General features: G+C 47.7%; 17 protein-coding genes. 13 read left to right on the plus strand and 4 right to left on the minus strand.

The genetic code is table 11. The features are described from left to right. Positions 1–49: 49 nt before the first annotated feature. Positions 50–913: a class I SAM-dependent methyltransferase gene (locus B212_RS0103680; protein ID WP_019909021.1), complete on the plus strand. Its 864-nt coding sequence runs from the start codon at positions 50–52 to the stop codon at positions 911–913. A gap of 165 nt (positions 914–1078) precedes the next feature. On the opposite strand, the gene B212_RS0103685 is transcribed toward B212_RS0103680, so the two are convergent. Beyond that, on the minus strand, positions 1079–1741 hold the full coding sequence (locus B212_RS0103685; RefSeq protein WP_028530591.1) for a nitroreductase family protein: 663 nt from the start codon (positions 1739–1741) through the stop codon (positions 1079–1081). Positions 1742–1916: 175 nt separating this feature from the next. Here B212_RS0103685 and B212_RS0103690 point away from each other — a divergent pair, with 175 nt between their 5' ends. Both B212_RS0103690 and B212_RS0103695 read left to right on the plus strand, forming a co-directional pair. Continuing rightward, positions 1917–2507, plus strand: a complete 591-nt coding sequence (locus B212_RS0103690) for a TetR/AcrR family transcriptional regulator (RefSeq protein ID WP_019909023.1) — start codon at positions 1917–1919, stop codon at positions 2505–2507. A 159-nt stretch (positions 2508–2666) separates the two neighbouring features. Next, positions 2667–3926, plus strand: a complete 1260-nt coding sequence (locus B212_RS0103695) for a HipA domain-containing protein (protein ID WP_019909024.1) — start codon at positions 2667–2669, stop codon at positions 3924–3926. Positions 3927–4009: 83 nt separating this feature from the next. Here B212_RS0103695 and B212_RS0103700 read toward each other — a convergent pair whose 3' ends face one another. After that, positions 4010–5230 (minus strand): MFS transporter, encoded by a 1221-nt coding sequence (locus B212_RS0103700; RefSeq protein ID WP_019909025.1) that lies wholly within the window; start codon positions 5228–5230, stop codon positions 4010–4012. A 189-nt stretch (positions 5231–5419) separates the two neighbouring features. On the opposite strand from B212_RS0103700, the gene B212_RS0103705 reads away from it, so the two are divergent. From B212_RS0103705 to B212_RS0103745, 9 genes are all read left to right on the plus strand, one after another. Further along, positions 5420–6013 carry a TetR/AcrR family transcriptional regulator gene (locus B212_RS0103705; RefSeq protein ID WP_019909028.1) on the plus strand — a complete coding sequence of 198 codons (594 nt, stop codon included), beginning with the start codon at positions 5420–5422 and terminating at the stop codon, positions 6011–6013. Positions 6014–6127: 114 nt separating this feature from the next. Next, positions 6128–6553 carry a MarR family winged helix-turn-helix transcriptional regulator gene (locus B212_RS0103710; protein WP_019909029.1) on the plus strand — a complete coding sequence of 142 codons (426 nt, stop codon included), beginning with the start codon at positions 6128–6130 and terminating at the stop codon, positions 6551–6553. Positions 6554–6634: 81 nt separating this feature from the next. Further along, complete coding sequence (locus tag B212_RS0103715; RefSeq protein ID WP_019909030.1) at positions 6635–7657, plus strand: NADH:flavin oxidoreductase/NADH oxidase; 1023 nt, start codon at positions 6635–6637, stop codon at positions 7655–7657. Between the two features lie 52 nt (positions 7658–7709). Further along, entirely contained in the window at positions 7710–8750 is a 1041-nt protein-coding gene (locus B212_RS0103720) for an NADH:flavin oxidoreductase (protein WP_019909031.1), read from the plus strand. Between the two features lie 196 nt (positions 8751–8946). Beyond that, positions 8947–9786, plus strand: coding sequence for a helix-turn-helix domain-containing protein (locus B212_RS0103725; protein ID WP_019909033.1), 840 nt, complete (start codon positions 8947–8949; stop codon positions 9784–9786). Positions 9787–9945: 159 nt separating this feature from the next. After that, the gene (locus B212_RS0103730) at positions 9946–10776 is read left to right on the plus strand and encodes a molybdenum cofactor biosynthesis F family protein (protein ID WP_019909035.1); all 831 of its coding nucleotides are present in this window, start codon (positions 9946–9948) and stop codon (positions 10774–10776) included. Positions 10777–10793: 17 nt separating this feature from the next. Beyond that, positions 10794–12062 (plus strand): MFS transporter, encoded by a 1269-nt coding sequence (locus B212_RS0103735; protein WP_019909037.1) that lies wholly within the window; start codon positions 10794–10796, stop codon positions 12060–12062. 165 nt (positions 12063–12227) lie between these two features. Continuing rightward, positions 12228–13400: an MFS transporter gene (locus B212_RS0103740; RefSeq protein ID WP_019909038.1), complete on the plus strand. Its 1173-nt coding sequence runs from the start codon at positions 12228–12230 to the stop codon at positions 13398–13400. Positions 13401–13420: 20 nt separating this feature from the next. Then, a complete protein-coding gene (locus tag B212_RS0103745) occupies positions 13421–13984 on the plus strand; it encodes a TetR/AcrR family transcriptional regulator (protein WP_019909039.1) in 564 nt (187 codons plus the stop codon). An 8-nt stretch (positions 13985–13992) separates the two neighbouring features. On the opposite strand, the gene B212_RS0103750 is transcribed toward B212_RS0103745, so the two are convergent. Both B212_RS0103750 and B212_RS0103755 read right to left on the minus strand, forming a co-directional pair. Further along, positions 13993–14847, minus strand: coding sequence for an AraC family transcriptional regulator (locus B212_RS0103750; protein ID WP_019909040.1), 855 nt, complete (start codon positions 14845–14847; stop codon positions 13993–13995). Between the two features lie 390 nt (positions 14848–15237). Further along, positions 15238–17826, minus strand: coding sequence for a beta-L-arabinofuranosidase domain-containing protein (locus tag B212_RS0103755; RefSeq protein ID WP_019909041.1), 2589 nt, complete (start codon positions 17824–17826; stop codon positions 15238–15240). A 380-nt stretch (positions 17827–18206) separates the two neighbouring features. Between B212_RS0103755 and B212_RS0103760 the strand changes: the two genes are divergently transcribed. Then, entirely contained in the window at positions 18207–19169 is a 963-nt protein-coding gene (locus B212_RS0103760) for a glycoside hydrolase family 43 protein (protein WP_019909042.1), read from the plus strand. The last annotated feature ends 271 nt before the right edge of the window (positions 19170–19440 follow it).

Here is a 19440-nt window from a genome sequence, read left to right on the forward strand (position 1 = left end):
GGCATCGACTAGGAACCTCTAAATTATTAAGAAAGCGTGGAGAATAATTATGAACGATGATTTTTTTAATGCAGCCATGTGGGAAAAGGTATGGAAAGACGAATCCGATATAAAAATCGCAAGGATGAAAATGAATGGAATTGATCCTACCCGGTCTTTTGACCATAAGGCCAAGACCTTTAACGAGCAATCATTCAACAAACAAGGAAGAGAACGAACCAATCGAATTATGAATTGGCTAGAAGGACAAGGAGTTCAATTCGCAAATTCATCAGTGCTTGATATTGGTGCCGCGTCGGGCGTGTTCTCGGTGCCATTTGCAGAGAAGGGTGCCCGTGTTACGGCAGTAGAGACCTCTCCCCCGTTGATCGAGTTGCTGGAAGCAAACATTTCAAGCTTCGCCGAAGACCAGGTGAAAATTGTACCCGAACCTTTTGAAGTCATTGATGTGTGGTCCAAGGGCTGGAACCGGGCCTTTGATCTCGTCTTTGCCTCGATGAGTCCAATCATTCACAATTGGGAGAGTGTGGAGAAGGTACTCCAGTGTGCCCGAAAGTTCTGTTATATCAGTATGCCGATTCTCCATACGCAGCACAGTCTAGTTAAAGAAATTTGGCCGCTTGTTACCGGTCAAGCCTATCAATCGAAGCTTACCGAAATGGGTTATCTGCTGCACCTGCTGTATCTGAAAGGATATGCCTACGAAACGCTGGTTACTTTGGAAGAAAAGACGCGGGAGGTCTCCGGAGAGATGGCTTTGCAGGAAGTGATGACGTGGCTTGGACATCACCGGCTGCCTGTTGATGAGCGGAATAGGAGTATTGTAGCCAGCTATTTAGAGCAGTCCTATCCATCAGGCAAAGTTGTCGTTCAGGAGGGTGGACGGTTTGGCAAGGTACTGATTCGCCTATAAGCTCACAATAAATAAACAACAAACCAGTACTCTTTCCGAGCCACCTGTTGAAATAGAGTACTGGTTGTTCTCTTGTACGATACTTGTTAGAAGCTGATGCGTAGTACCTGTAAAAGACCTTAGCTCCCCGTTGTTAATGCGGGCGCTAAGGCCTTTTATTTTTTGTTATTCCATAGGCATTTCGTTAAAGAAAGCTACATCATCAATCGCCAGCCTCACTGTGCGGTGACCGGGCTTCGCCGCCTTGCCGATGGCGATCAGCATAACAGGAGTGTATTTCTCCGGAATATCAAACGCTTCTACAAGTCTAGCCTGGTCGTAACCGCCCATTGGGACCGTATCATAGCCTTTAGCGCGGGCGACCAGCATAAGTTGCATTGATACTAGCCCGCCGTCGGTGTAAACTTTTTGGTGGATGGCCTCGGGCGACATGTTCGAATACATGCCGGTATAGCGTTCCACGAACGATTTAGCCGTCTCTGCAGGCATGTAATCCGCATCGACTGCCATTCCGTAAATTTTCTCGGCCCATTGATAACACTCCAAATCTCCGAGTACCGCAATGACTGCCGAAGCCTCGACCACCTGCTGCTGATTGAATGCAATCGGAAGCAGCTTCTGCTTCAGCTCCGGCGAGTCGATAACGAGGAACCGCCACGGCTGCAGGTTAGCGGCTGAAGGAGCCAGTGTGGCTTGCCGCAATATTTCAGTCAATTCCTCCCGCGAAATTTTGATCTCTGGATCATAGCTGCGAACCGACCGGCGTTCTTGAATAACATCAAAAAAAAGCTGGTGCGCCATCGTGTGCGATGGTTGTGAAACCGACATGGTTCTCTCCTCCTTTTGGCCTGAAAAAGCTGCATACAATATTGTTGTTTGAACAACACTTGTTGTATTTCTATGTTATTATGACAACCGGATGGTGCACAATCATCAATAACTATGAACCGTTGGATAGACAACACCATTCCTATAATGTCGTTTTATTGGGGGGATCTTAACCATGACCATTAAAAAGAATGAAGCTGATCCTCGTGTGATACGTACACGGCGGCTTCTTCAAGACGCTTTTGATTCACTAATTCAAGAGAAAGACTTTGAAGCGATAACCGTTAGAGATATTGCAGAGCGGGCTACTGTTAACAGAACGACTTTTTATGCGCACTTTGTAGATAAATTCGAGATTCTTGAAGCCAAGCTAATGGAATCATTTATGACAATCATCAATCGTAGAATCAGCGGTCACGAAGTATTAAATGAAGAAACCATTCAGAGTATTTTTTTGGGTGTATGCGATTTTCATAAGGGTCTAAGCACTATGTGCAAAAGAAGGTATAAATCGCTTGGACCTGTATTCGAAATTCAAATAAAGGAAAAAATTCAAACGATACTTCTTTCCTTTATAGACAAAGACAAGATGCGACCGAGTCCAAACGCGCAATTCTTAATAAATACAGCTTCTATCATGTTAAGTTGGGGGATGTATGGGGCGGCTTACGTTTGGAACAATGAGGGGCAACTAATAAATGCGGAATCATTTGTTAAACAGACTACACCCTTATTGATGAATGGAGCCAAAGAACTGCTGGGATAGGTCCTGCCGCAATATGAACTAGGATACCCAGTCATTGAGCTTTGCGTATTGCAGGTATATCTGTCCGAATAATTATGACGATCTTTCATCGTTAACATGACGAAGCTTCTGCGGACTTGGTATAATACAAGAAAGGAACCGAGAAATGGAGTGAACGGTATGGCTGAATCCCGGAATAAATCTTACACACTCATGCACAAAAATGAACCCGTGGCTGAGATTGAGCTGGATGAAGCGACAGTCTCCATTTCAGCAATTGGACAAGTCTATGCGAAGCAGCATGTGCCAGTAGGGATAACTGTCAAGCGAGGAAAAATAGACCGCGCGGCACTGAATGAATGGTGGAGAGGCCGTGCGATTCCGGCCAGCCGGGACGGGATTCAAGAAGCGCTCATTGAACTGAATCTGTCTACGACTCAAAAACTGCTGGATAAAAGCTTCGGACTCAGCTTGTCCGACCAGTATTGGATTCGTCCATCTGCATCAGATTTGAGGTGGAGCGCTATTAACTTTTTCGACAACCCCTTTTCGGAGGATGTGGGGAATGTGTTGTTCGGGAAAGGTTCGTCAGATGCCATGAGCCTGATGTCGCCGGACAACACCTCCGATGGCTGGCTGAAAAAGAAATGGGCCATTATGGATGGCAAACGCTTTCTAGTGAAGGGAGGAAGCGGGGCCACCCAGCAAGAACCGTACAATGAGGTGATTGCCAGTAAGATCTTGGAGAGGCTGGGCATTCCCCATGTTCCGTATACGCTGATGAAGCAGGAAGATTACCCCTACAGTGTGTGTGAAAATTTCATTACCCCGCAGACGGAACTCATTACCGCCTGGTATGTGATGCACACCCGGCAAAAGCCAAATCATATTTCCGTGTATCAGCATTATGTGAACTGCTGTGAGGCGCTGGGCATTCCCGGCGTTGTTGAGGCATTGGATAGAATGATTGTACTGGATTACCTGATTGCCAATGAGGACCGGCATCAGAACAATCTTGGCGTGATACGCCATGCGGAGACATTGGAATGGATCGGGCCTGCGCCGATTTATGATAGCGGCTCTTCGCTTTGGTTCTCCAAGCCGCCCAGTTTGATTCGTACAGACGGCAAGCTAACCTGCAAGCCGTTCAAGCAGGATCATAATGAGCAAATCAAGCTGGTGACATCCTTCGATTGGCTGGACTTGTCTCTACTAGACGGAATTGAAGATGAGGTGCGGGATATTTTCCGTGGTTCGCTCTTTGTGGACGAAGCTCGCTCGAACGCGATTTGTTCCGCTCTGCGAGGGCGGATTGGGCGTTTGCAGGAGATAGTTCTTTCCCGAAATCCGCAGGGCTGGGTGGATGACCACAGCGCTGATGTGAAAGAGAATATTGCGTACAGCGGTCCACAGGAGAATAAAGAGGAGCGGGAACGGTAAATACACTGTGTGATGTTTAATCCACTGACAGAAACGTCTCTACGAAGATGAATGCGTGGAGACGTTTTTGTGTTGGGAAGTAATTATTTTGATTTTTCCTGGTTTTTATAACCATCATAACCCCATAGCAGTAATGCAAGCCCACTTACCGATGCTCCTAACCAACACACCCCTGCCCAGCCGGACCAAGCATACACCTGAGTTGAGGCAATCGAGCCTGTTGCGCTGCCTATCGAATAAAAAACCATGTAGGCCGCAGTTAAGCGGCTTTGTGCTTCAGGGCGGGTCTTGTAAATTAAGCTCTGATTGGTGACATGTACGGCTTGGACGGCCAGGTCAAGCAGCACAACCCCGACAATAAGATAACCGATAGAACGGTACACAAGCCCAATGGGTATCCAAGCGATCAGTAAAATGAATAAGGAAATGCCGGTTGTGACTCGGGCATGGCCAAGATCGGCCAGTCTGCCTGCATAAGCGGCTGCAAGTGCCCCCGCTACTCCGGCAAGCCCGAAAGCGCCAATGGCTGTGTGTGACAAAGATAGTGGAGGACTGCTTAAAGGTAGAACCATTGCTGTCCATAAAATACTAAAAGCCACAAAAATCAGCATAGCCAGCAAGGAACGTATCCGCAGGATTGGCAGGTCACGATACAACTGAAATGTAGAAATGACAGCCTTGGCATAGCTCAGTCTGGTTCGTTCCGGTTCCTGTTTAGGCAATAAAAGAAACAGAGCTACGCTGCCAAGCAAGGTGAGACTTGCCGAGAATATGTAGACAGACCTCCAGCCTAACCAATCGTTTAAAGTACCAGCAACCGTCCGGGCAAGCAGTATTCCGATGACAATGCCACTGGTTACAAGTCCAACTGTTCGCCCGCGTTCTGCCGGGGGGCTAAATGTGGCGGCAGTGGCAACCATCGTCTGGGCGACAACAGCTAACAATCCAACGATTGCTATCCCGGCAAACAGAACAATGCTAGATGAAGAGACTGCTACTGTAAGTAATGCCCCCGAAGAGAGGAGCATCTGTGCTGATATCAGTTTACGCCGATTTAACAGATCTCCAATGGGAACCAGGAGGAGTAAGCCTGCCGCATAAAAGATTTGTGTCACCGTAACCACTATGCCAATAGAAGAATGCGAAATGTTGAAGTCGCTGGCAATGGAATCAAGCAAAGGCTGCACATAGTAAATATTAGCCACAGAAAGTCCACTGCAAAATGCCAACAAGAGGATAACGGAACGAGACAATACAGTTTGCGATTGTGAGCAAGCTTGTAGTTGATCGGATGAGTAATTCATAGATGAAACACCTTTCTTTAAAAAATGATCTTTTGTATACCGTTCGGTACAATTGTATTTAGTATCATACTCTAGGATTTAAGACAATGTCAATAAGAACGAAATGTGTTTATTAAGACAAACTTGACATTGGTAACACCAGGATTTAACCTGTAATAAATACTGATTGATACAAAAAAGGTGATCGTTATGGGGAGACAACGGGAATTTAATACGGACAAGGCTCTTGATGCAGCCATGAACATTTTTTGGGAAAAAGGCTTTGAAGCGGCATCGCTTCGTGATCTGACGAATGGGATGGAGATCCAGCGTCCCAGCATGTATGCAGCTTTTGGGGATAAGAAGGAGCTGTTTGAAGCAACATTGCGCCGGTATAACACATGGCATGCCTCCCAAGTGAGGTCGCGGTTTCAGCAGAGCACTTCTGTTAGAGCTGCGTTTCGGGAGCTGTTTGAGCAAATCGCTGCAGAAGAGGATGAGGCGACAGATATCCAGCGAGGTTGTTTTTGTATAAATACGATGGTGGAGCTTGCTCCGCATGATCCTAAATTTGCTATTCTCACCCGGGAGCATCAAATGTATTTGGCGGCGATTTTCCAGGAGGCAATTAAGAGAGGGCAGCAAGGAGGAGAGTTGTCCGGTGTGCTGAATCCCGAGGCACTGGCTGATTACCTTGTTGTATATATGGTAGGACTGACTGTTATGATGAAATCCAAGCCGGATCATGTTTTTATCAGACAAAGCATAGAGATGACCTTATCCTTATTTGATGGAGGAAGGTAAGAGCGGTATGCAGTCATTATCAGGCGTTATATGGGTTTTGACCGTTCTGTTGTAGCTTGTTACAATGGGATAAACTACGTGTTAATACTTCGGTATGGATTGGTGGGTCTAAACTTGCAAAATAAGAATGAACCTTTAGATATATGGTTATCCTTGTCTCACATCTTTTCCAATATTACCGACAAGCTGGAAATAGCTCTGCAGCAAGAATATGATTTATCTTTGAAGGAGTTTTATGTACTGAGTTTCATATCCAAGTCAGAACAAAAAAAATTACGACTGCAGAAGCTTCAAGAGATGGTGGGTTTAAGCCAAAGTGCGACCTCCAGACTCGTAGTAAGAATGGAGGCCAAGAACTGCGGCGCTCTGGAAAGACATATATGTGAGGATGACCGGCGGGGTATTTATACCCGGATTACGGAATTTGGTGAAAATAAATATCAGCGCGCATTACAAACCTTCAATCAGGTTCTGCAATCTGAGCTTCAAAAAGAGGGCTTGAAATCAGAATTTCAGGATATCATTCAAAGATTGTTTTAAGAATTTGACAAATGAAATAAACATGATATTATATATGCGTGTGCATGCATTTTATTATACCGAGAGAGGAGTCTTTCTTACATGAAGGATTTATTCAGCCCATATACAATTAAAGGTTTGGAATTGAAAAACCGCGTAGTGATGCCGCCAATGTGTCAATACTCGGTTGACAAAAAGGATGGAGTCGCCACAGAGTGGCATTATACACACTACGTTAGCCGGGCAGTGGGTGGGGCCGGTCTTATCATAATTGAAATGACAGATGTAGAGCCGGATGGCCGGATTTCGGACCTGGATCTGGGCTTGTGGTCAGACGAACAAATTCCTGCTCTCAAGCGGATTGTAGATGCTTGTCACAGCTACGGCGCCAAAGTAGGAATCCAGATCGCGCATGCCGGACGCAAGGCGGAGGATGCTGAAGTTCCTGTAGCGCCATCTGCTATTGCTTTTGATGAAAATTCCAAACAACCCCGTGCGCTTACGACAGAAGAGGTTAAGGGGCTTGTCGAGAAATTCCGCACTGCTGTAGCCCGCGCCGTCAAGGCCGGATTCGACGCTATTGAAATTCATGGCGCACATGGCTATTTGATTCATCAATTTCATTCTCCGCTTACGAACAAACGGGAAGATGAATATGGTAAGGACCTGACCCTGTTTGGCCGGGAGATTATTCAGGCAGCGAAGGGTGAAATGCCGGAGGACATGCCGCTCCTGATGCGTATTTCCGCCAAAGAATATGTAGAAGGCGGATATGGCATACTGGAAAGCACAGCTTTTGCCAAGGAATATCAAAGAGCAGGGGTAGATATGTTTGATATTTCATCCGGCGGTGAGGGACCTATTGCTGCATGGGGCAGACCAGGAACTCACGCAGCGTACCAAGTACCCTTGGCTAGAGCTATCAAAGAAGCACTGGATATTCCGGTGATGGCCGTTGGGAGACTTGATGATCCAATTTTGGCGAATGCAGTTATCGGAAATGAGGAGGCCGATCTGGTGGCTGTAGGCAGAGAAATGCTGAGAAGCCCTTATTGGACGTTAGAAGCCGCGTCGAAATTGAGAAAAGAAACTGCAATCCCTAAACAGTACACTACAGGCTTCTAAGACCGGCTATAGATTGCGTTGGGCGAGACTATATAACATTGGAGGTATTTTAATGACCAGTTCTGCAACTGTACAACCTTTATTCCGTCCGTTTACCTTGGGAAATCTAACGCTGTCCAATCGTATAGTAATGGCGCCGATGACTCGGGGGATGTCGCCTAATGGTGTTCCAGGGCCGGATGTTGCTGCCTATTATCGCCGGAGAGCCGAGAATAGTGTGGGCCTGATTGTGACGGAAGGTACGGTAGTTAATCATGCTGATGCCTCCAATCAGGAGAGTGTACCTTTTTTCTATGGTGAAGAAGCATTAAAGGGCTGGGCCAACGTAGTGTCTGAAGTACATGCGGCAGGAGGGAAGATTATTCCCCAAATCTGGCATATGGGCACACGGGGCCAAGTTAATGACTACACCGAATCCGATATTAGCGAGATTGTAGATGCTTTTGCACAAGCGGCGGGTGAGGCCAAGCGCATTGGATTTGATGGAATCGAAATTCACGGAGCACATGGCTATTTGATTGACCAGTTCTTCTGGGAGAAAACCAATGAACGTACAGACCGTTACGGAGGCAGCCTGATTGCACGTACCCGCTTTGCCGAAGAAGTGGTCAGAGCATGCCGCCGTGCAGTTGGTCCTGATTTCACGATTGTGCTGCGAATTTCGCAGTGGAAGGGAACGGATTATACAGCTAAATTGGCCAAAACACCGGAGGAGCTAAAACAATTTCTGGAGCCTCTGGTTGATGCGGGAGTGGATATTTTCCACTGCTCAACCCGCCGGTTCTGGGACCCGGAATTTGATGGCTCTGACTTGAATTTCGCCGGCTGGGTTAAACAAATTACCGGTAAACCAACGATCACTGTCGGTTCAGTTGGCCTGGATGGTGATTTCACGACCCTTTTCACCGAAGGAAAAGGTGCGGGCAATGCAAGTATCGAGGGATTGGTTCAAAAGCTCGAGAATGGAGAATTCGATCTGGTTGCGATCGGCAGAGCATTGCTGGCAGACCCTGCTTGGGCCGGCAAAATCCGGGACGGAAACTTGGATGAATTAGTGCCGTTTACTCCCGAAGCCCTTCAAACCCTTTCTTAATAAAAAAAGTAATATCTGTAGGGGACAAGAGACTGGCGATACCAGCTTTTGTCCCCTGTATTATTATGTTAGTAAATATAACATGAATTGCGGTTTCTAATTGACAACTCTCCAGCCGCTCGTTATATTTATAGGTAATTTATTCGGAGCCCGCCGTCTGTCATTCCTTAGCAATTTGCACGCAAGAGAGGTGTTCATGATGAATTATGAGAATACAGCAGCAAGCTGGAGCCAGAAGAAACATGGTCCTATACAACCAGACATCATGAATCAAAGCTATTACCGGGAGTGCATCATTCCTTGGAACAGTACGACAAATAAAGGCTCCGCCCTATTTTATGAATTCAAAACAGCCGAATCCTTGAACCGCCCCATACTGATGGTTCCTGACACCTGCATGGATATGATTGTGGAATGCGATCCGGTTGTGCCAAGAGCCTTTTTCTTGGGGCCGAGCTTTAAGCTGCGTTATCTTGACCTTAAACCTGACACTATATATTTTGGCTTTAAACCATACACCGAAAAGGGAATGATTAAGAGCCTCGTGTATCATTACAAGGATCTGGCTGGTGACCGGGTGGATTTGCAGGAGCTGATAAATATTGAGGATTTATGCGAGACCCTGATTGAGGGGATCAGCTTCAGGGAACGGGCGTCCATCTTCAAGTCCTTTGCCCAAAAGCATTTTATTAATTACGACTATAAGTCCGATTTCATTGAAAATCTGCTATGTCTTCTTTGCGGGCATACGGATGAGTTGTCTTTATCTGAAATGTTTACAAAAATCGGTTATTCAGCCCGCCATTGCCGCCAGGTGTTCAGTGACAGCTACGGAATTCCCCCCAAACAATACTGCAGAATTATGCGCTTTCAAAATGCCATTTCCTGCTTCTCTCATCCTTCAAGCACGCTCTCTACGGACTTCAACTACCTCCTGAGCCAAAATTATTATGATCAATCCCATTCGATTAGAGACTTCAAGACCTTCACAAGCATGCCGCCTGCCGCATTCAAAAAGTATATTCTGAACCAGTAAACTTGGAAGCCTTATTTCCAAGTTTTTTTCTTGTATTATAACTTACTGAAAATGTTATCATTGATAACATCGCCGTTTTTTACAATCTTTCTGCGTAACAAAGGAGCATAATTGAATTCAGATGATATATTAACTAACATAAAATTAGGAGTGAACACAATGAATGAACATCAAAACAGAGATTTCGTTACTGTACAAGAGCTATCCGAGGGGTTCAGCGAGTTCAGCCTGCCGCAGACTCAAGAGCTGACTGGAAAGAAAATTGAGCTGTATTATGAGGCCGGACATAAAGCGGTTTATTACTTCCTGGATGAGACTACGCTGGTATGCACAGTTGAATCCGAAGAAGGTTCTGAGAAGGTGGCTGCCATCTATCAAGCAGTTTCTCCGCGTAAGGATATTTATTTCATAGATTTCGTCTGGTCTTACGGAGCCACGAAGTCTGTTACAACGATCCTTGACTTGGCGCAGGGCATTGCGACTACAGCGATTGGTATTTTGCCGGGTAAGGAAGAGGTGCTGGTCTCCCAGTTCGAAAGAGGCGACAAAGGCCTTCCGCTTACTTCGGTTACAGTTGATTTTGAGCATGCTTCTGTTGATGTTCCGTTTACCCCTGACACGCTTAAGCATGCCCGAACTGCCGATTTGGTGGGAAAAAGAATGCAGTGGGTATACAGCGCCAATGACGCGTATGAACACATTTATCTCAACGAAAATTTCTACACCTGGCAATGCCTGAAGGGGATCGAAAAGGGGTTATGCGATACAGATAAATGCCATTATTTCAAGCTGGATGATAACCTGTATTGGTTCATTTGGCAAGAACGTATTGTACCGACAATCGGGTCGGTTATGGAAGACTTCAATGCAATGCGCTCTTACGGGAAAATATACGGGTATGAAACATACGAAATGACCAAGGTCACGAATTTTCCTGTCGGCTCTTTCGCAACGCTGTTGAACGAAACCACATACACCTTCAATAAATGAACAGGGGGCTGTGAAGTATGGAGCACCACGCAAAAATACGCTATGAAAGAGCTATGGTTATCCTGTTCTTTTTCACCTGGGGGTTTACTTTCTTCAACCGGCTCTCGATTAATTTTGTGATGCCGGTCATCATGGATGACTTGCATTTAAGCAGCTCCGATGTTGGTCTGGTCGCCTTTGTCAGTACAATCACGCTGGCCTTCTCTTCGATTATTTTCGGACGGCTCTCGGATAGGCAAGGGCTGCGCAAGCGGTTCTTAGTGCCGGCGGTGCTCACAGTAAGTGTATTCACGCTATTGAGCTTTTTTGCCCATAGTTTTATGGCTCTATTAATTTTAAGAGGGCTGGTGGGGGTAGGGCTTGGTCCTATACTGCCTATGATTATGTCGCTAAACCAGTCAGCTTCTTCTGAAAATAAACTGGGCCGGAACACAGGCTTCATCCTGACAGGAGACGCCATTCTTGCGAGTACTCTGGGTCCTGTCATTATTACACAGCTAACCAATCATTTCTCCTGGCAGACTACTTTGGTTATATCGGGAATTCCGGCTCTTGTGATGGGCTGGCTGGTGCTTAAGCATATTAAAGAGATTGATTCCGCCGCATCTCTGGAAGAATCCCGCGATCCCCAGGCAGAGGCATTACCTGTTCAGCAAGTGCTGAAATACCCCAACATTGCGTTATGCTTCATCCTGACGGTTTTAACCATCGGTGCCTTTTTTATCATTGTGACGTATGCGCCGCTATATTTAACCGAGGTTGAAGGATATAGCGTCAGCAGTATGGGGGTTATTTCCTCGATCATGGGGATCGTCTATATTCCGTTTGCTTTGTCTATCCCCCGCATAACAGACAAATTCGGACGCAAGCCGGTCATCACCTTCACCATTCTACTGTGTTCTGTTGCGCCGTTGTTCATGTTTCTGTTCCCGAATACGCTATTTAGCGTGGGTGCCTACATCCTGTTCGGAGGGTTGGCCGGAACTATACATGTATTCTTGAATACAATCATTCCAATGGAGAGCTTGCCGGATAAGCTCAAAACAACGGGCAGCTCCTTAATTATCGCTACAGGTGAGATCATCGGCGCTGCGGGAATCCCTTTCGCTGCCGGATATTTCGCTGAGTCATACGGATATGCGGCGACTATGCTCGGCTCGGCAATTCTGTTCCTCTGCTCTTTCCTGATGGCCTTTTTCCTCAAGGAATCCAATCGCAGCATCGCCAAGCGGACAGCGGTACAACCGTCAATGATCAAGAAAGTAGACGCCAGCGTCAGCAAATAGGCGGGGGTATTAACTGCATATCTAATCTTTGAAACAAGGGGCTTGTGAAGACACAACCTCTTGTTTTTTGTTTTATTTGGGAGAATTACGCAAGAGAAATGCTTTACAATCTGACGAACGTCAGGTAAGATTGCGGAGTTGAATGAATTTTTTTTGGAGGTAAAGATGAGTACTAAGGTGTTAAGTCAACCAACGTCCAAGCTGTGGGGCAGATCTTTTATTTTTATTATGCTGGCGAATGCCATTATGTTTATGGCTTTTGAGATGCTTCTTCCTACTTTGCCTTTGTTTGTATCCCGTGTAGGCGGGGGTGCCTCGGAGATTGGCCTGGTTACGGGGATATTTATGTTTTCAGCGATTATGATCCGTCCGTTTACAGCGACTCTGGCTGCAAAGATTGACAAGAAATACCTGCTGCTGACCGGGATGGCGATTTGTGCCCTCATGACAGGAGCGTATTATCTTGCGTCGGGTGTGGGGATGATTTTGTTTTTTCGTGTGCTGCATGGACTGGGCTTTGGTCTTGCGACCACTTATTTTGCGACACTTGCCACGGAGAATATACCTAAGGACCGCCGCGGAGAGGGGATGGGCTACTTTGGCGTTGGCGAGACGGTGGCTGTGTCGATGGGGCCGTTAATCGGAACGAGCATCTTGAAAACATATGATTTTCACGGATTGTTTTATGGTGGAATGGGGATTATTCTGCTTGCCATGGTAATGGGAGTGTTTGTCTCGCGGAAGCCCGCAACAATAAATGATACCAATGGGCACAAGGAAACTGCTGTCAAATGGATTGAGATGAAGGTCTTATTCCCGTCGCTGCTTATCATGCTGGTGGGGGTCGCTGCGGGTTCGATCATGTCGTTTGTGGCGCTTTATGCGGGGGAGAAAGGGTTCGATACGGTTGCCTGGTTTTTCTTTGTAGTGGCAATTTCCAGCTTCCTGGTACGGCTTATATCGGGCAAGATGTTTGACAGGCTGGGTCCGGGGTCGGTTCTGGTTCCTTCTGCGGTATTGGTGATAGCGGGGATTTGGCTGCTGACGGTATCCGGCAGTAATGAGATGTTCCTGTGTTCGGCTGCCTTGTATGGGTTCGGCTTTGGTGCAATCTTTCCGGCGCTTCAGACCTGGTGTGTCAATCTGGTTGAGGAGCATGAGCATGAACATGCAATGGCGTCTTTTTTCAACTTTTTCGATCTGGGCATCGGCGGGGGAGCTATGATTCTTGGGACGGTTGCATCGCTATTTTCTTATAATATAGTTTATTATATAGCCATAGGTGTTATGGGAGGATTCTTGCTGCTATATCTCGCGTATTCAAGAAAAAAGGCATAGCTCACATGCGGAGGTAGTCCATGAGTAAAGACAGAATTAAAGAAATTGCGGTTCAGCATTTTAACAGGTATGGCTATGAAGGGGTACGGATGGCGCAAATTGCAGAGGATGCGGGGATTCGCAAGCAGTCGTTATCCTATCATTTTTCTACTAAAAAGGCGCTGCTTGAAGAGTTGTACGAGGAAGTAGTGGAGGAGGAAATTTCATTTGTCCGGAGCTATTTTGTGTCGAGATCAGGGTTAGCCTGGGAGGAGCAGCTATATCAATTCCTTGTGGAGCATAAAAACCGTTTCGTGGCGCATCCGAATGTACATTTCATGTTTGTTATCTCGTTTCTTACGCCAACCGAAGTCAATGATTTCGTGGTGGTTCAGTATCAGAGGTATCTGGCTATATTGAGAGAGGAAGTAGATTTGTTGTTTGCTCAGGGTCAGTCTACCCGGATACCTCCTGAAGAATGCACGGTAGCTTACATGACCCTGCTGGATGGGTTAGATGTGCAACTGGTATATGAAACACTAGAATCTTACGAGCGGGCATTGAAGATTGGTTGGAATGTGCTTTTGCATGGAACCCGCTTGTAAGGCGCTCCTTATTCGTAAAAAAGCAGCCGTTTGGCATAGGCATTGCGGAATTCGCTGGGTGTCAGGCCGACGATTTTTTTGAAGGATTTCATGAAGGTGTGGCAATCCTTATAGCCGAGCTGGAGCGAGACCTCGTTAATATTCTGGTTGGTGTCGGTCAGCAGAAATTTGGCCAGCTCCATTTTTTGCTGCAGGATATACTGCTTCAAGGATGTGCCGGAAATTGTGCTGAAGAGATGAGAGATATATTTCTCGTTGTAGCCAAAATAGCCGGCGATTTGGGATACCTTAATATGCTCGCTCCGGCTCCATTTGATATAATCCACGATGTCATTGTAGAGCTGCTCCTGTTTGCTTTTTCCGGCAGGAGGGTGCGATGAGAACAAGACCTGGTTGTACAGCTCGCACAAAATGACGGTGGACATATAATTGTTCAGCGTCTTGTCGTTGTAGCAGCGGACGGAGTCCTGAAGCTGCTTCATCATGACGATGATTTTTTCCAGGCTGCTTAGTGTTCCCAACTGAGGTAAAATCACTTCTCCAGCGTTTGCGCTAGGGGAAACGGAGGCGGGCTCTGTCACCTCGATCGCATTCTCGGAAGAGAAATGCAGCCAGTAGAAGCTGCACTGTGAGGCTTTATATCCAAATTGCTTCGTGAGCGGCGGGAGCAGCAGGTACTCGCCTTTGGCCACGGAGAAACGCTGCTCGCCGCTGGCAAGATACAACGTGCCGCTGGTCATAACAATAAGCTCGTAATCGCACAGCACCCGGCTCAAATGCACCCAGTCCGGCGACGGCGCAACAAACTTCCCCGTAATCTCCAGATCGACAGGCTTGTCTACCGCCAGTTTGTAAGCAATCATTCGTGTGGCCCCCCCTTCTATATAAGTTGAACTTTAGGTTTTCATATTGAGGTCTGGTCGTAACTGCGGGGAATGTTTGGACTTCCGGCCGCTGTTGTCTGCAGATTTCTTGATTGTATACCGCTGTTCGCGGTGGAAATCCAACCATAGCTTATGCTTACGATGCCAGCTTTCCTACGGAAAGCTCTCAGGCGGTCGCTATCGCTCCTACAGTTCCAAACCTCCCCTCCGTTACTTCCGCCCTTTTTTATGATTTTTTAAGTTCAACTTATATAGCATGCATAGCTGTATAAATAAAACTAACATAGCACGCTTCATAAAAACAACCGGCTTGCCGGAGCGGTGAACCTGCCCGGCAGACCGGTTGTTTTTAATACAGGAATTGTTGCTCTAGGCTGGCTTAATAATGGTAACTTTATATTCCTTAACCGTCTCTAGGTCCTCTGCCTTGACGATGATGTGGAGGCTCGTAATCTGATCCGGAAGGAACACTGTTCTCGGCAGGGTATCTTCGATCAGGATGTCATTGATATAGACCAGCGCATTTTTGTGCGCCGGAACGGCATGCATCCGTACCGCCGGCGAGCCGGCAGCCATTGTCAAGGTATAGTCCGTCTGATCGGCGGCGAACGTCTTGGAGAGGGTGCCTGCATCAAAGTACAGCTCTGCCAGCTCCGCATTGCTGCTGTAGCTCGTCATCATCCGCAGCAGATCAAAGATTCCGTTCATTTGCCCCGGAATGACAAATTTGATTTCTACCTCGGTGGTGGACTGTATCCGCTCTGCCGGAATGAGATAACGTTTGTTATAGAAGGTACGGACCTTATCCGTCATGAGCGTATCGCTGACAAGCAGCTCGCCGTTTACATATATATCAAGGGTTCTACCGTTGTTGCCGGAGAAGCAAGTGACAGACAAATAGTTGTCCTGATCAGGAAGCACCTTCAGGCGGTAGCTGAACCAGCCGTTGTTCTCCGCTTGTCTCAGGGTATACCCGTCCCAGACGGCAACAGAGGTATTCTCCCCCTTAACGCCATGCTCAAGCTCGTATTGATCATTGCCTACCGGCAGACTGTCAATGGTGGCCTCGCGGATGGTCTGATTTTGTTTTCCCTGTAAAATATGCTCCTGCAATTCCTTCGAATCCGGTTCTACTAGCTTCCAGTAGATGCCGTAGCGCTCTTCATGCTGCTTGTAATGCGGGGTGAATTCCAGCCGTCCATCCTCATCTGTTCCCCTCAGGACGAAGACCAGTTCATCCTTGCTGCGCACAAAATGCTCCCCGAAGCGGTCAAGCCAATCGCCGATGCTCTGGTTCGACGGTGTAATGAAATCCTTGATCAGCATGTTCTTCGTCGGCACGCTGACGGCCACTCCTGTTGCCGATTGTGCCAGATCTTCCGTTCCCAAAGCGGCGCTGAGCACCACCGGTCCATATTTGAAAGCCACTACATTCGGCGCATCTGGCAGTGTGCGGTAGTACGGCTTCATCGGCAATTGAATGCTCAGCTTGTCGCCATCCTTCCAGCTTTTCTCCAGAACAGCGTAACCGCCCTCAGTCTTATAGGCCACCGCCTCGCCGTTCAAATGAATTTGCATCGTCCCGGCAATCCACTCTGGAATGCGCAAATGCAGCGCAAGCATGGCTTCCAGACTGTCCAGAGTACGTACAGTAAATGTGGCTGTGTCGCTGTAAGGAAGATTAGCCGACTGTGTCAGCTCAATCCGGTGCTGTTCCGATACCAGGCTGGAGCTGGCATATTGATTAATATAAATGCTGTTGCCCCGGTGGAAATACAGGCTGTCATTCAGCTTGGTGAAGCTCTCCATGCCGGTTCCGGTACAGCACCAGAAATGCTCGAAAGGAGAACTGTACACCTTGAAATAACCCGTAGCCATCGGCTGAAAATACATCGTCATGCCGGTGTGCGGATGCTGTGACGAAAGAATGGCGTTGATGAATGTATTCTCATAGAAATCCGCATATTTGATATCGCCCGTAAGCTTGAACAATTCTCTGGTCAGCTTCAGCATATTGTAGGTGTTGCAGGTTTCGGCGGTAAAATTGGAGCGTTCCCCGTCCAGAATGTCTGGCTCGCCGAAATGCTCCCATTCGCTGTTCCCGCCGGTAATATAGCTGTGGTGGTTGACAACCATGTCCCAGAACTGTACCGCAGCTTCCAGATAGAAGCGCTCGCCTTCTCCCAGCACAAGATAACGGTTCAGCGCGCCGAGAAACTTCGGAATTGTTGTATTGGCATGTTTGCCCTTGAGAATATCCCGGCCTTCATGGACGGGTGTGAACAAGGTCAGCTCATCGAACATATGGGCTGCGTACAGATGATGCTCGTTTTGCGTAATCTTATACAGGTCATAAAGGCAATCGTTCATTCCTCCGTACTCAACCGCGAGTACCCGTTCCTGAATTTCAGCCGACCAGGCGAAGACGCGCCGATACACCCACTCGCCCAGCCGGGATACTATGCTGTAAGCCGCTGCGCTGCGGGTTGAGCTGTAGACGGCGACCAGACCTGCGATGATTTTGTGCATGGTATACCAGGGAACCCAGGCAGGCTGTTTATTCTCCACATGATCGAACAGCTTCTCGGAAAAAGCTGACAAATAGCCATTCTCAAATTGGCATTCCGCCAGCTCATCTATAATATATTCGAGCCTCTGCAAAAGCCCGCTGCTGCCGTTGCTCTGGTAGGCCTGTGCCAGCGCCGTCAGATAATGACCCAGCGTATGTCCTCTGATTTCGGTATTTTCCCAGCCGGGGTATTTTTCGCTTTTGGGAGCGAGTCCCCGGTTTTCGCGGAAGCCGGCGAGGAGCCGGTCAGGATCATAGCTTTTGAGATAGAGGTTTTCTTTGGCAAAGGCGTTAACCATATACGGGTCGGTCAGCGTAACCTGATTCATGGGGAAGCTTTGAATGTGGGGCTGTAAGGCTGTCAGGAGCGGTTTGTTGTCTAAGGTCATATTTTTATTCTCCTATATCTAGATTATATGAGCAGGTTTTCACTTAAAGCTTATATTCTGTAAAGGCTATGCGTAAATAGAGCAACGTTCGAATATGTGTCAAAAGGTTAGATTTCACGAAAAAGAAGATGACAACACAGTGCAGCTCACGTTATGGTAAACCGGGATATCGCCAGCGGCAGCGGATCGGACGGGTGTCGTTTGTTGAGTTTAATTTTAAATATATATAAATAAATTCATGTTTACATAAAAATAATGCTGTGCTAATTTGGTAATGCATGAATCGCAAACGGTAGACATGCATTCCCGGCTGGCGGGGGTAGGGGTAAACCCCGGATAGCTGCGTCAGCCGGCATCCTAGCAAATGAGGAGAGATCATTATGCCTGCAAACAGAACGATTACCAATCCGCTGGTGGAGCAGCGCGCCGATCCTTGGGTGTACAAGCATACTGACGGCTGGTATTACTTCACCGCTTCGGTCCCTGAATATGACCGGATCGAGGTGAGAAGATCAAGAACACTGGAAGGCCTGCCGGAAGCGCAGCCTGTTGTAGCCTGGCGCAAGTATGCAGCCGGACCGCTTAGCGCCAACATTTGGGCACCGGAAATTCATTACCTTATGGGCAAGTGGTACATTTATTTCGCGGCCGCACATACGACTGAGACGAACGAAGGGCTGTTCGATCACCGCATGTATGTGCTTGAAAATGCATCGGCCAATCCGCTGGAAGGAGCCTGGGTGGAGAAAGGGCAGGTGAAGACAGCCTGGGAATCCTTTGCCCTGGATGCAACGGCGTTCCAGCACAAGGGAGTGCTCTATTATGTGTGGGCGCAGAAGGACCCTGATATTGAAGGCAACTCCAACCTGTACATCTCTGAAATGAGCAACCCCTGGACACTGCGCGGCAAGCAGACGATGATATCAACTCCCGAGCATCCGTGGGAGATTATCGGCTTCAAGGTCAACGAAGGAGCAGCGGTCCTCAAACGGAATGACCGCATCTTCATCAGCTTCTCCGCCAGCGCCACCGATCACAATTATTGCATGGGGCTGCTTGAGGCGGATGAGAACAGCGATCCTCTGGATGCCGCTTCATGGACGAAACATCCCGAGCCGGTGTTCCGGACAACGGAGGAGAACGGCCAGTTTGGACCGGGGCACAACAGCTTTACGGTAGATGAAGACGGCGGGGATATGATCGTGTATCACGCGCGTAATTATAAGGAGATTACCGGCGATCCGCTCTATGATCCAAACCGTCACACGCGGGTGCAGGCCTTCGGCTGGAAGAAGGATGGCACGCCGGATTTCGGAGTGCCGGTGAAGGATAACCGGGGCTAAAGCACGGGCTGTAAGTTTAAGCTGCAAAAATCAAACCGCGCCTCTGCGCCGCAGGGCCGTCCAGGCTGTCCAGGCTGTCCAGGCTGTCGAGAACTTCTCGACAGCCTATTGGCATTGCCGGAAGGGGGAATCTATTTAAGTTGAACTAAAGGAAATATAAAAAGGGCCGAAGTGACGGAGGGGAAGTTTGGAACTGTAGGAGCGATAGCGACCGCCTTTGTCTCCGGATGTTATCCGCTATAAGCGGTACAATCCAAAACATCTGGAGACA

Origin of the sequence: Paenibacillus sp. HW567 (genome assembly GCF_000374185.1) — a bacterium.
Lineage (GTDB): Bacteria > Bacillota > Bacilli > Paenibacillales > Paenibacillaceae > Paenibacillus_AQ.